At 48.0% G+C, this 13806-nt stretch carries 10 protein-coding genes; 6 read left to right on the top strand and 4 right to left on the bottom strand.

Annotated elements, in window-relative coordinates; all coding sequences use genetic code 11:
• Positions 1–234: 234 nt before the first annotated feature.
• A complete protein-coding gene (locus K7B67_RS00525; protein ID WP_252178417.1) occupies positions 235–1878 on the top strand; it encodes a hypothetical protein in 1644 nt (547 codons plus the stop codon).
• Between the two features lie 118 nt (positions 1879–1996).
• Here K7B67_RS00525 and K7B67_RS00520 read toward each other — a convergent pair whose 3' ends face one another.
• Positions 1997–3385, bottom strand: coding sequence for a hypothetical protein (locus K7B67_RS00520; RefSeq protein ID WP_252178416.1), 1389 nt, complete (start codon positions 3383–3385; stop codon positions 1997–1999).
• A gap of 172 nt (positions 3386–3557) precedes the next feature.
• Here K7B67_RS00520 and K7B67_RS00515 point away from each other — a divergent pair, with 172 nt between their 5' ends.
• On the top strand, positions 3558–6638 hold the full coding sequence (locus K7B67_RS00515) for an FAD-binding and (Fe-S)-binding domain-containing protein (RefSeq protein ID WP_252178415.1): 3081 nt from the start codon (positions 3558–3560) through the stop codon (positions 6636–6638).
• On the opposite strand, the gene K7B67_RS00510 is transcribed toward K7B67_RS00515, so the two are convergent.
• The gene (locus K7B67_RS00510; protein WP_252178414.1) at positions 6624–7052 is read right to left on the bottom strand and encodes an Rrf2 family transcriptional regulator; all 429 of its coding nucleotides are present in this window, start codon (positions 7050–7052) and stop codon (positions 6624–6626) included. The genes K7B67_RS00515 and K7B67_RS00510 overlap by 15 nt on opposite strands.
• Positions 7053–7151: 99 nt before the next feature.
• On the opposite strand from K7B67_RS00510, the gene hmpA reads away from it, so the two are divergent.
• The gene (gene hmpA, locus K7B67_RS00505) at positions 7152–8354 is read left to right on the top strand and encodes an NO-inducible flavohemoprotein (RefSeq protein ID WP_252178413.1); all 1203 of its coding nucleotides are present in this window, start codon (positions 7152–7154) and stop codon (positions 8352–8354) included.
• A gap of 160 nt (positions 8355–8514) precedes the next feature.
• The gene (locus K7B67_RS00500; protein ID WP_252178412.1) at positions 8515–9744 is read left to right on the top strand and encodes a hypothetical protein; all 1230 of its coding nucleotides are present in this window, start codon (positions 8515–8517) and stop codon (positions 9742–9744) included.
• A gap of 2 nt (positions 9745–9746) precedes the next feature.
• On the opposite strand, the gene K7B67_RS00495 is transcribed toward K7B67_RS00500, so the two are convergent.
• The gene (locus tag K7B67_RS00495) at positions 9747–11033 is read right to left on the bottom strand and encodes a dicarboxylate/amino acid:cation symporter (RefSeq protein ID WP_252178411.1); all 1287 of its coding nucleotides are present in this window, start codon (positions 11031–11033) and stop codon (positions 9747–9749) included.
• Between the two features lie 367 nt (positions 11034–11400).
• Positions 11401–11661, bottom strand: a complete 261-nt coding sequence (locus K7B67_RS00490; protein WP_252178410.1) for a hypothetical protein — start codon at positions 11659–11661, stop codon at positions 11401–11403.
• A gap of 1074 nt (positions 11662–12735) precedes the next feature.
• Between K7B67_RS00490 and K7B67_RS00485 the strand changes: the two genes are divergently transcribed.
• Together K7B67_RS00485 and K7B67_RS00480 are read left to right on the top strand one after the other, a co-directional pair.
• Positions 12736–13107 carry an SCP2 sterol-binding domain-containing protein gene (locus tag K7B67_RS00485; RefSeq protein WP_346658286.1) on the top strand — a complete coding sequence of 124 codons (372 nt, stop codon included), beginning with the start codon at positions 12736–12738 and terminating at the stop codon, positions 13105–13107.
• Between the two features lie 162 nt (positions 13108–13269).
• Complete coding sequence (locus K7B67_RS00480; RefSeq protein WP_252178408.1) at positions 13270–13791, top strand: flavin reductase family protein; 522 nt, start codon at positions 13270–13272, stop codon at positions 13789–13791.
• Positions 13792–13806 lie beyond the last annotated feature (15 nt).

The raw sequence follows: 13806 nt of genomic DNA, 5'->3' as shown, positions 1-13806 counted from the left end.
CTGGAAATTTGATGATTTAGTGCCATCCTGTTGGTTTGCTTTTAGTTCAATCTGAGAAAAAAGGACTTTAACCTCAGTGACTGATTGCTTGCTCTGGATGTAGTGCTTACACATCCATTGCACTTTTATTGGACTTTATTTGAAAAAACTGGGCTGAGCGTAAAATTTTCGTGGCTTAGCATTTTGCCGGACTTGTAACTATTTAGTATGAGCATTAACCTTCAGGATTTTTTCATGTTAACACAAAAAGGTTTATCTAACGTCGTATATTTTTTTATGTTGTTTCTTGCTTTTTTACAATCGGCAACGGGATACGGTGATGAAACTGACCTGATGTTCTCCCAACCTTATGCTCCTTCCATGATCAATGAGTTAAGGCCACTCCCACCTAATATTTTCAACATGATGCTTACTTTTCAAGGAATGCAGGGCAAGAGTATGCTAACGATGGATTTATCGGGTCATGAGCCTTCCATAAGCTATGAAAAGTTCATGCACTGGATAGATACTTTTTTCTTATCCGGCCTTTTCAAAGATTATACGTGGAAAGTCAGGGCAGTGCCTGATACTGCTGGCAGATCAAAATACTCATCAAAGACTCTGCCCACCAATAATAATGAAGTTGTACATTTAGATCATTCATACAGTCAGCAGCCAGTAACAGACAGCCAGCAGCCAGTAACGGAGAAGGAAACTTCTGTAAACAAACCATCTGCCAGTGAGAAAAAAAATCGAAGTAATCGACGCAAAAACAAGCCGTCTAAACGTTTAGATAGAAAAATTCTTATTGAAGAAGAAAGGCTGGAACATCTCGAATTTGAGGCAAATTTACGCGGAATCACCTGGCAAGACGTTACCACAGATATTATTCCTGAAGATTGCCCTCGGGTCGTCTGGATGATAATGCATGAAGTTCATGATGCACTAAGGTCTAGCCCTGGCTCTGATGAAGACTCAAGAGATTTGACCGAAATATTGACAGCATTCGATCCTGCATTAGAACTGGTGTTCAAAGCAATGCTGCAAGCACTGGAGGGTGAAAAAGCAGCACATCTCTCCATCATCTGGCTCAAATATGGACTCATAAAGAGCAACAACTATGCGGATGTTGACAGCTGGCTACTTAAAGAAAAGCCTGAACCTCATTACGACTTTAGAGTTGAAGATATATCTATGTTCTACAATGGCGGATTTACAATATGGGGACGGGCTTACCTGGAGAAAAATAAATTAACAACAGCTAAGTTGTACACCAAAAAGCTGAACAAAAATCATTTCAGATCACAGGTATTATGGAATCTTATTTTTCAATTCCAAATAATGAAGAATCACATAAGAAAACAATCCCTTGATAATTTTAAAGAGTTCGAGAAAATTCTTCTCTATGTTTTGGATGATTTATTCTGTGAGACTAATGAGATCTGGAAATCTGAAAAAGCTCTGATGGCATTATGGCTCGATATGGAAATTGAGAGATACAAGGTGGATTTTCGTTGGAGACATAAACTCCGTCTACTAAGGTCAGATAGAGCAACTAGTTTGTTGTACGAAGACAATCTGCAAGAACCCCCACTGCCTGGCAACAACTCCAAAAAACGTAAATCAGAGGATATGGATGAGGGCCAGGCTGAAGGCCAATTTGAAGACCAGGATGAAGGCCAATTTGAAGATCAGGCTGAAGGCCAGGATGAAGGCCGTGATGAAGGCCAGGATGAAGGCCAGGATGAAGGCCAGGATGAAGGCCAGGATGAAAGCCAGGATGAGGGTCGAAAAAAGGTAAAACGAAAGCATTTTATAGACGTAATACACTTAGGTGAAAACTCTGCTTCAACCAGGTCAGGCCGTCAGGTCTTAACACCCAAACGATTCAAAGACTAGTACACGGTTTCAATGTAATTGACGTGTTCACTCTATCAATGGCACCCAGACTCCGTTCACCCTGAACGGAGTCTGGGTGCCATTGATAATCTGGAGCGTGAGAACGAGAAGATCGTGTTCAGTCATGACTGTGGCGGTTTTTCAGTTTATTATACATAGTTTCAGAATAGGCATTTGACACCAGCTTGATATATTCATTGACGGCAATTTTTCTGAGTTCATTCGTGAACAACAAAGAACCAATAGCGGCATCCGAGATCAAATCAGTTGTAATCTCTCTTCCTTCTTTTTTGAACTTCTCCAGTTTTTCTCTTGAGTCCCAGATGGATTTATTGACTTTCTCCCTCACGGCACCCCGACAGTTTGCCACAAACTGGCGTTCTTGCTCGTGAGTAAGAGCAGGTAAAGATACATTGCTGTACTGAATCTCTTCTGCCACCAGCTCAAGTAATTCAGAAAAGTTTTTGCCACCTGGAAAAAATTGCTGCATTCCTGCCTGAGACAGGTTGAGTACAGGTGAACTCCCCATTAGCTTTAGCATTTTAATCCCGTGTTCACCCTTGAATGACTTGGGTTGTTCTTTAATCCCCAACGCAAGCTCCCGGGCTGCTTTGAAAATAAGACCGGCATTGTCAGAATCACCTCCCATATCTTCAATCCAGTCTTTTACGGCTTTTTTAAAGAAGCTATGGGATATCTTCTGACGCAAAGCAGTATGATCCTGGCCGAACTGAACATTAAAATCAGTCTGATAAGCAGTGTTAGAATGGTCTAACCCATTTCTTCCTATTAGATAGGAACGCAGATCATTTACCAACATAATCGAATTCGATTTTTTATCGAATTGAAACACCAATGCATCACTCGTAAAATCAGCAGCAACATTATCAGGCTCTTGTGCAGAATCTTTCTGTGGAGGCAGCTTCAACGCATTTAATAGCAACAGAGCCTCTTTTTCGGTTATTTTGTGCGTTGCGGGGTCATACCCCTGAGAAAAAAAAGCATCAAATACCTTATTGACGTCAGCGTCAGGAAAAGCATTCTGAAGTGCAGCTTTGAAACTATCATTGACCTCAACACGCGTTGGCTCTTTATGCTTTGGCCTGAACAGTCGGCCAATCCATGACGTTTTCGGAACAATCTCACCCGATTTGGAATTATAACTAACACATTCTGTGAGATACGCTGCCTGATGCTTATCCGTCTCAGAAGAAAAAGCAGACAAAATAGCCCGGGAAAAGTGAACCGGGGCACCTTTACTTAAAACAGGTGAAGGGGGCGTGGCTACCACATCCCTTGCCAAAATACTTTTCCCCTTCAGGGTAGAACCGGGGGCTTCAGGCGATGTAGTATAGCGCTGGGAATTATCCACCGAACTGACCCGATATCCAAACACTAGTGCCTTAGCGGCCCTACTAACCGCAGCAATACGACCCTCGCCTTGATCCAGAGTCATTCTGTAAGTATGCTTGAACCCCTCCATACGGCCCATTGGCTTTTGATCCATTGTTTTATCATCTTCGTATTCACCTTATGATGCTGTGTCGGCTGAAAACTCAGGTGGATTAAATGAGTGAGACTTTCGTTAACGATTAGTGCAGCCAAGCATTAATATCCGTACCATTTCAACTCGCTCCCGTGCTGCTGCATCGGAGACAGCAAAGCCCGGGAGAAGGACAGTGATCAGTAAACTGAACCTACAGACTGCCCCTGCTAGTAGCGCAGTCAGGGCTCCGTATCAAAACTTTGCAGATCGTTTGGCCAGCTCCGGATTCCGGGGCGACATCGAGCTGGGTTATGCAGAGCGAACAGTGCTGGCCACTGACAACTCGATCTATCAAGTGTATCCGACAGGTGTTCTGTATCCCAAAGGCACTGAAGATCTGAGTAAAATTCTGACGCTGGCTAATGAACCTTCTTTTCAAACCATTGTGCTCTCGCCAAGGGGAGGTGGCACCGGCACTAATGGCCAGTCGCTGACCTCGGGGTTTATGGTCGACACCAGCCGCTATATGAATCAGGTACTGGAGATCAATCCGCAAGAGCGCTGGGCAAGGGTGCAAAGCGGCACCGTCAAAGACTATCTGAATGAACTGGCGGCAAAGCACGGCCTGTTTTTCGCCCCGGAACTGTCCACCAGCAACCGGGCGACCGTCGGCGGCATGGTGAACACCGATGCCAGCGGCCAGGGCTCGGTGGTCTACGGCAAAACCCGCCACCACGTCCTTGAACTGACCTCGGTCTTTGCTGATGGCACTGTGTGGCACTCATCACCTTTGACAGAACAGGAGCTTGATAAGATCTGTCAACGTGAAGACCGGGCCGGACACATTCACAAGACGGTGCTGGAAGCCTATAACCAGAACAAAGATCGAGTCGAAGCTGTTTTTCCAAAGCTCAACCGTAATCTGACCGGCTACGATCTGGCCAATATCCGCAGAAAAGAACCAGTGAACCCTGAAGACGTTGGCAAGTTTGATCTTAACGCCATTCTCTGCGGTTCCGAAGGAACTCTGGCCATGATCAGTGAAATCAAGGTCAACCTCCTGCCCATACCCGAAACTTCTGCACTGGTTCTGGTGTTCTATTCCAGCTTTCAGGAATCGTTGAGAGATGCTCAGTCTCTTATGAAAGCGACGCCCGACTCTGTTGAAACCATTGACTCCAAAGTCCTGTCTCTTGCCAAGGCAGACAGTGTCTGGGAGAGCGTCAAAGCCTATTTCCCGAACGATGTTGAGCACATAGACGGCATTAATTTTGTTGAATACACCGGTCAGTCAGAAACCGATATTCAAGAAGGTGTTGGACGCCTGCAAGCGGAGCTGGACAAGCCTTCAGACATTCAGCGGGTGGGTCACAGTGTTGTGACAGGAACCCCGAACGTTAAGAAGATCTGGAATATGCGCAAGCAGTCCGTGGGGCTGCTGGGTAATATGGAAGGCGACGCACGACCTATACCCTTTGTTGAAGACGTCGCTGTGCCGCCGGAGAACCTGGCTGCTTTTATTGCCCGTTTTCGGGCGTTACTTGATCGCCATGACCTGTCGTATGGCATGTTTGGTCATGTTGATGCCGGGGTTCTTCATGTAAGACCTGCCATAGATATGAAAGATGTTCAACAGGAGGTTCTGGTCAGGACCATCAGTGATGAAGTCTCTGCGCTGGCGAAAGCTCACGGTGGCGTCCTGTGGGGCGAACATGGCAAAGGGGTTCGCTCTGAGTATGCACCTGACTTTTTTCAGGATCTTTACCCGGTACTGCAAACCATCAAAAGTGCTTTCGACCCCCATAACCAGCTGAACCCTGGGAAAATAGCAACACCCGCCACCCAGGCATCAGAAACCCTGCTGAAGATTGACGGCGTACAAACCCGTGGCCAACTGGACAGAACCATTGAACGAAAAGCCTTCGATGCGTTTACCCGTGGCATGTACTGCAATGGTAATGGTGCCTGCTTCAACTACCATCCCAACAGCGCCATGTGCCCAACCTGGAAGGCCACTCTGGACAGAACGCAATCCCCCAAAGGCCGTTCAGGGCTGGTACGTGAATGGTTGAGACTGCAAAGCGCAACGGGCAGTAATCTCTCTGAGGCTATAACCGAAGCACGTCACTCCGGACTTTTCTATAACGCTATGGATAAGGTTCGTAACAGCCTTGAAAAGCTGCGAGGTAAGAAAGATTTCAGCCATGAGGTCTACGAAGCCCTGGACAGCTGTATGAGCTGTAAATCCTGTGCTGGTCAGTGCCCTGTTCAGGTGAATATTCCTGACCTGAGATCCCGGTATTTTGAGCTTTACCACACTCGCTACCTGCGCCCCGCCAAACATCATGCTGCTGCCATGCTGGAACCCATGCTGCCAACACTGGCAAAAGCCAGATCGGTTTATAACCGGGTGGCCAGCTCGGGTTTCATGAACAGGCTTGCTGCTAAAACATCGGGCCTTCAGGATCTGCCGTCTATCACCAGCTCATCGCCTATGGAAGACAGTTGTCGTTCTGGTGCCTCCATGGCTTCAGACAGCCTGCTTGCTGCCATGACAGAACAGGAGCTGAGCCGAACTGTGGTGATTGTCCAGGATGCCTTTACCAGTTTTTTCGAAACCCCGGTATTGACGGATCTGGTGGAATTATTAGTCAGGCTGGGGTATCGCCCCCTGGTTGCCCCTTATCAACCCAATGGTAAAGTACTGCATGTCTACGGTTTCCTGGGACGCTTTGAAAAAGTCGCGAAAAGCAATGCCAGGGAACTCAAAAAGCTGGCCGATAAAGGCGTAGCCCTAATCGGGATTGATGCCGCCGTTACCTTGACTTACCGGGATGAATATCGGGAAATCATGGGGGAAGAGGCACCCGGGGTGCAATTACTCTCGGAATGGTTTGCCAGTCAGGCGGACGCCATTCGTGGGCTTCAGTTAAACCTGAGCGGTGAATTCAAACTGCTGGGCCATTGTACAGAAACCACCAATGCCCCTGCTGCACCGGCACAATGGCAAACACTGTTTTCTGCCTGCGGACTCAAGCTGACTTACCAGGCTACTGGCTGCTGCGGTATGGCGGGTATCTACGGGCACGAAACCCGTAACCAGAAAACGTCCCGAAAACTGTACGACATGAGCTGGAAGGCAGTGGTTGAGAGTCAGGACAATCAAAATAAACTGGTGGCTACAGGCTACTCCTGCCGAAGTCAGGTTAAGCGTTTTGGCAACACCGAGATTCCTCACCCGGTTTCAAAGCTGCTGGCCTTACTGAACGGCTAACAGCTCCGACAATTCAGTACGATTCTCAATCAAATCAGCCAGCGTGTAACCATCTAAAACCGCCATGAATGCTGACATGGCGTCAGCCAGAACTCTTTTTAAACGACAATTACTTGATATTCGACACACAGGCTCATCACAGTCCACCAGCACCAGACTGGACTCCATCATTCTCACTACTGCCCCCAGGTTGACCTCCTCAGCAGAACGCCTCATCCGGAAACCGCCCCCTTTACCACGGACCGTAGTCAAATAGCCTTCCTGACCCAGGCGCTGGACAATCTTCATGACATGATTGCGCGAGAGGTCATACACCTCGGTCACCTCCTGAATAGAGATCAACCGTGCCTGTGGTTGCAATACCGAGTAAATCAGGATTCTCAGTGCATAATCGGTATATTTGGTCAATTTCATGGGCACTGTGGACTTTTTTTAAAGATGCATCTAGGATGCACCTAATAAAGATGCATTACAAATACATCTTTCAGAAAGACCCATTTGGAGCCATCCACCATGAGCCTCAGTGAAAAAACCATTAACATCGTCAAAGCCACCGCCCCCGTAATGGCTGAACATGGCGAGGCAATTACCCGCTACTTCTACCAGCTGTTATTCAGCCATCACCCGGAACTGCTGAATATTTTCAATACCTCCCACCAAAAGACAGGACGTCAACAGGCCGCTCTGGCAGCGGCTGTCTACGGCTACGCTGCCCATATTGATAATCTGGAAGCCCTGAGTGACGCAGTACGGCGTATTGCTCACAAACATGCCAGCTTCAACGTAAAGCCTGAACACTACCCCATCGTAGGTGAACACCTGCTGGCAGCCGTGGCCCATGTTCTGGGTGATGCAGCAACGGATGAGATTCTTGAAGCCTGGGCAGAGGCGTACCAGTTCCTGGCCAATCTCTTTATCGAAGTCGAAGAAGGGATTTATCAAGACAGTGAGGGGCATTCTGGTGGCTGGCGCGGCACCCGTGAATTCAGAGTGGCCCGGAAAGTGAAAGAGAGCGATCTGATCACTTCCTTCTATTTTGAACCAGTGGACGGAAAACCCGTTGCTGACTTTAAACCGGGACAATACATCGGTCTGTACATAACCCCGCACAACAGTGCAAACCGTTGCGTCCGTCAGTACAGTCTGTCCGATGCCAGTAATGGCAAAAGCTACAGAATTTCGGTAAAACGTGAAGGAACAGAGGCTATTCAGGGCGTAGTTTCCAACTACCTGCACGACTATGTACAGGAAGGTGATGCCGTAGAACTGAGTCCTCCAGCCGGAGATTTCTTTCTGGATACCCGTAATAAAAGCCCGGTCGTGCTGCTCAGTGGCGGTGTCGGTGTCACTCCGCTGCTCAGCATGTTGAATACCCTGACAGCCTCGGAATCCTCAGAACCTGTCCGTTTTGTTCACAGTGCAATAAACGGCAGTGTCCACGCTTTTTCCGACCATGTAAGCACTCTGGCAGAGCAGCGTGATAATCTTGAAAAAATTGTTTTCTACGATCAACCTGCAAAAGGTGATCAGCACTACGATCATGCTGGCCGTACCGATCTAAACCTGATTCGTGAGCAGATTGAAATTCCGGGGGCTCACTACTACTTTTGTGGTCCTTCAGGCTACATGTCCATGGTCAACAAAACACTTCAGGGCTGGGGGGTGCCATCAGAGAATATTCACTACGAGGTATTCGGTCCTCACAAAGACATCTGATCCCGGAGAGGGCTTCGCGCTCTCTTCCTGATGCATTTTTGTCACACCTCCCGTCTGTTTGTTGTTATCCGTCCGTTAAGTCTGGTTTCTGACACTCCTTTTACCCCTCCCACTGCTGCTAGATTTTCCATAAAGACGTATTAAAACAGGGAAGTAGGCGATGATTCCGAGTCTTCATGAACAGGTTCAAGACCTGACCCCAGATCATAAAAAATGTGCACCGAATACTGAGATTGGACTCCACGACCCATACCAACTGCTGACAGTGATCGCTACCTATAAAGACTGGATTGTCACCCGTCCAGACCCTGCGCACCTCAGCAACCTGCTCGGCTCCATGACTCAATCGGCCCACGATGTGAACCGACATCTCAACCTGAGTGACCGAGCTGTCTCAACCTTTGAAGCAACGATAGCGGGAGAGCGGGACTTATTCGTACTGACTCAGCAGGTCGCAGAGTTCCTGAAAACCCCCGCCTGTCAGATCATCCGTGCCAGAGAGCAACTGAGTAAAACACTTTATGTTTCTGTCCGGGCAAAAAAGCCCGAGCAAAATTTACAGGACAAACTGAACAAAACCATGCATGAAGGCTTTACAAGATTCTGTGACTTTATGGACACCACCGACCTCAACCAGCTTGTCGGATTCTATAACACAGCCCTGCTTGAATGGCTGGATGAATTCAGCCATCAATGCTCAGGTCAGGACGACCTGAGCGAGGTGTATCAGGCCACCCGGAACTGCGTTGATGAGTTTATTACGATGGAGCTTAGCCTATACCTGAAATACCCGAATGTGATTAGTCAGTGTAAGTCAGCTCTCGTACATCAGCTGATGTTTCTGATTCAACTGAACCCGGATATGGAAGAACAGTATATTGCCGTAGCGGCTCAACATTATCTGCGACGCCAGGACAGCTTAATGCCTTATCACTCACCCACTTTTCACAAAGCTGCTCGAAATACACTGCTACTGTCTGACTTTACTCAGGAAGAGCAGGTAACGCTGGCGTTCGTCAAACGGTTTCCACAAGCGGCTCTGGATATTGACCCCACACTGTTTGAAAAAGCACTGGCTGACCCTGAACTGCTCGACTTCTGGCCGGGGTTCATCGCCGAGAATGCTACCCGGCTCAGTGACGAAAACTGGCAACCGCTTTTTTCAGGAACGGCTCCTGTATTTCAAAAGCTGATTAGCCAACAAATGTCGGCATCACCACCCCTGGTTTGCCGATTCCCCAGAGCCTTTGCCCCTCAGGTAAAAAGCTTTTTAGAAGCCAACCCTGATGTGTTAAGCAAAGTGCTGAAGTTACCCAGACAGGTAGAGAGTGCGGGTTACCGAACCTTGATGGCCATTGCCCAATCACTCTCTTTGGAAGACCGCGGATAAGATTAAGTAGAAGCTAGCTTAGGCTCCAGCCTTTCACCCGCGGTTTCATCGTCATAGATCGTTTTGTCCAGTTCACCTTCGCTTCTGGCTACGACACTGGTGACCATAATGTCGCCCTGTACGTTCACCCAAGTGCGGGCCATATCCAGAATCCGATCCACTGCCGCAATCAGGGCAACCCCCTCAACCGGCAGGCCAACGCTGGTCAGTACCAGACTTAACATGATCAGGCCAGCACCCGGAACACCGGCTGTACCCACCGCTGCAAGCGTAGAAGTAAAGATGATGGTGAGATAGTTCGCCACCGTCAGATCAATACCGTAAGCCTGAGCAATAAACAGTGCACAAACCCCTTGATACAGGGCAGTGCCATTCATGTTCACAGTGGCACCCAGAGGCATGACAAAACTGCAGATGCTTTTAGACAGGCCCAGCTTTTGCTCACCCGTTTGCAAACTTACCGGCAGAGTGCCTGAGCTGCTGGAAGTACTGAAAGCAACCGTTTGCACGTTCATGGTCGCCTTCAGGAATTTACGCGGACTCAAACCATTGGCTTTCAGGAAGAGGCTGTACAGGCCGTAAATCAGGAAAGCACAGCCAAAATAGACAGAGCCAATCACTTTAGCCAGAGGTAGCAAGACATCAACGCCATTCTCACCTGCCACAGCGGCCATCAGACCAAAAATACCGTAGGGCGCAAAGCTCATCACAATGCCCGTCAGCTGGTACATAATTTCGGCACCGGACTCAATCAGCTTCCGCATGGGCTCGGCTTTCTTGCCCAGAGTGCTGATAGCCACACCGACAAACAGGGCAAATACAATAATCTGGAGAATTTCGCCATTCGCCATAGACATAATGGGATTGGCAGGAATCGTCGCCACCAGAGTATCGATCATGGACGGAGAATCTTTGACTTCACTGGCGGCAGGTGCAACAAGGTTCAAGCCTTCACCGGGTGCAAAGAAGTTACCGATCAGAAGACCAATAGTAATCGCAACCGCACCGGTGGTCAGATACAGGGCAATACTCTTCAATGCCACACGACCCATTTTGCTGGAGTCGTTCATCGAGGTCACACCGCTCACCAGAGAACAGAACACCAGCGGTACGATCAGCATTTTAATGGCATTAAGAAACAGATCGCCCAGCGGCTTGAACATGGCGGCTTCAGGGCCCATGGTAAAACCGGTAGCCAGACCCAGCACCATGCCAGTCATGATTTTCTTCCAGAGGGGAATCGTCTTCCACTTCTGATAAAGACCATTTTTCTGATCTTTTGAACGCATATTCTCTCCAGATAGAAAGCTTTACAGCCGTCAGCAATGAGGGGGCAGATTTAGAAAGGGGCGAAAAATGACAATATTTGTTAAACATTGCAATCGACGAAAAGCAGAGTGTTGATCTGGGTCAATTTAGTGAAAAGGTGGGAGAACAGAACAAAAAAATTAGTACTTAGTGCCTGCCCGAAAACCCACAAATAATCCGATGCAGCAGGCAGCAGCCAAAATTTTTTGATTAAAATTTAGCCTACTCATTTGAGGGTGCTACTTTTTGGTTAATTTCTGTTCATTTTATGAACAACTTCCCGATTTTTGGGCACAGAACATCCTCACCCAAAGGTGAACCTGGTTGCCAACAAGCCAGTTTCTCTTTTCAGGCCGCTTTTTTACTTGTCTGGACTGCCTGCTTTTGCAGCAAGGTACCCAATCGATGCAGATTGGTACCCAGAACTGCCAGCGACACATAACGACGGAAGCCATCAATGCCAGTATCCGGGCATCGGTCCAGCCCATGCTGTTCGAGGGCATTAATGTCAGATTCTACAGCGGAGTGCTTCCTTTTTGCCCTGATAAACTCCGGGTGTCGCTCACGAAGCCTGTCCTGTTCTGACCACCTGCCTTTTTTCGGCAACACGGCTCGGTCGAGAAATTCTTCCAGTTTTTCAAGGTTTTCTTTTGACCAGAAACCTCGGTCATAACTGACTTGTGATACCTGGGGAAATCGCTGTTTGCGCAGTTAATAACCAGCCGCAAGGTGCCAAAAACCAACACCCTTCAGAGATCCATTCCGGGACGCCCGTTACCTTGGTCAGCAGTTATCATACCCTCAAGCACGTGAAAAACCTGGTTTCTCAACTCGATATTTGTCCAGATATGCTGCAATGCCAGGAGTAATCGAGGAATATCGTCCCTTGACCTGAGGTTGAATGTAATGGCAGAGATGTCAACCTCGCCAAGCTGCATTTGTGGGTTGATGGTTTGGCGCATAAGTGGAAAAGGCTCGTTGTGGAAAATCTTCGTTCCCTATATTGGGCTATAAGCCTATGTTTTCAAGTGGTTGAGGGTTTTCGGACAGGCACTAAATATCATGTACTAACTAGGAGCCTGACCGAATAGGAGCCTGACCGAATCCATTTTCGAACTTAAAAAGCACTTCATTGATTCAAAGCTGGTCAAGTATAGAAATGGCATTTCCCATGGGGAAAGACTGACAGGCAAAGATGTTGAAGATGTTTATAGCGAAGTACAGGCAGAACTGTTAGAGATGATCATTTCCTTTCAAACCCTTATCAGGAATGCAGTTGATAACGAAAGCTATTTAAAGAATCGAACTGTTTGAAAAGCACAGCCATCAAGCATGCATATAGCTTGATGGCTGTCACTTGACTTCCTCCCAGCCGTGAACAACGGGGATTCCTACAACCAGTGCAGCTAAGCTCTAATATCCGTGCAGCCCTCGCTCTTACGCTACAGATTATCAATGGCACCCAAACTCCGTTCACCCTGAGCAGAGTCGAAGGGCGCTCAGGGTGAACGGCGTTTGGTTGCTATAGCGAGATACACCTTATTCGACGGGGTTCCCCAGACAATCTGCCCTACCTTTCGTTACGCTCATTCGATAAATCAACCAGAACAAATGTAAAGCAAAGTAATATCTATGAGAGCTTGCTGTAAAAATCAGATATGATCTCCGGGGACCAGACAACACATAAAAACCCCGACCTGCTATAGTGCCCGGAACAATACTCATGGAGTTATAACAATGACCACAGTGCAAGAAATCTTCGACAACATACCCAGCCGTTTTGATGCCAGCGCGGCTGCGGGACAGCAGCTCACTTTTCAGTTTGATATTACCGACGGAGAAACCTACCACATCATTATTGATGACGGCACTTGTCGTGTACTTAAAGGCGCCAGTGAAGACCCTGGTGTCACCCTGATCACAGACAGTGAATCCTTTGTCGGGATCATGACCGGTGAACTGGATGGCATGCAGGCTTTTATGACGGGCAAAGTACGCACCGAAGGCAATATGATGCTGGCTACCAAGCTCAACGACTTTTTCCGCAGAAAATAACTTTTTCCAGAGTCAATGCCCATCGGATCTGGTGAATATCAGCAGGTCTTCCCCTCTCTATCGGCATTTCTGATTGATTGGTATCATAGTGCCCAATCTGACATAGCCAACTTGTCAAACGAATCGATTTTCAATGCCCTTGCAAGCGGGAGCGCAGTTTTTATGAGTGAGCAGTCTCTGGTTTCGGACTTTAAACAAGCCATGCAGGAACTGGCAGCTTCCGTCAACGTCGTTACTTCCCGACATGATGGATCAAGAAATGGTCTTACGGCCACAGCCGTATGCTCTTTATCCACGGAACCGGCTGCCATGCTGGTTTGTATCCATAAAGACGTACAGGCTCTGGCAGAAATCAGGGCCAGTGGCTATTTCTGCATCAATGTTCTGAGTGCCGATCAGCAGAATGTGTCTGACGTATTTGCCGGTCGTTCAGGTGCCAGGGGCGAACAACGATTTCTGGAAGCCGGTGACTGGTCACCTTCTCAATCCGGAGCTCCTATGCTGGATGATGCTTTGGCCAGTGTCGTCTGTGAACTGAAGGAGATGAATCAGTCAGGTACTCACCATATCTGTATTGGCCATGTTCGCGAAGTTCGCCTGAATCAGGGGGCTTCGCCACTGATTTATGCCCAGCAACAATACGGCACTCTGACTGATCTGCCGGAAGCAGAAAGAGCCGCCTGAATAAAATAAAACAGA

This window comes from Endozoicomonas sp. 4G (assembly GCF_023822025.1).
Taxonomy (GTDB): domain Bacteria; phylum Pseudomonadota; class Gammaproteobacteria; order Pseudomonadales; family Endozoicomonadaceae; genus Endozoicomonas_A.
The sequence above is the reverse complement of the archived record's forward strand: the minus strand, read 5'-3'. Positions and strand labels throughout refer to the sequence as shown.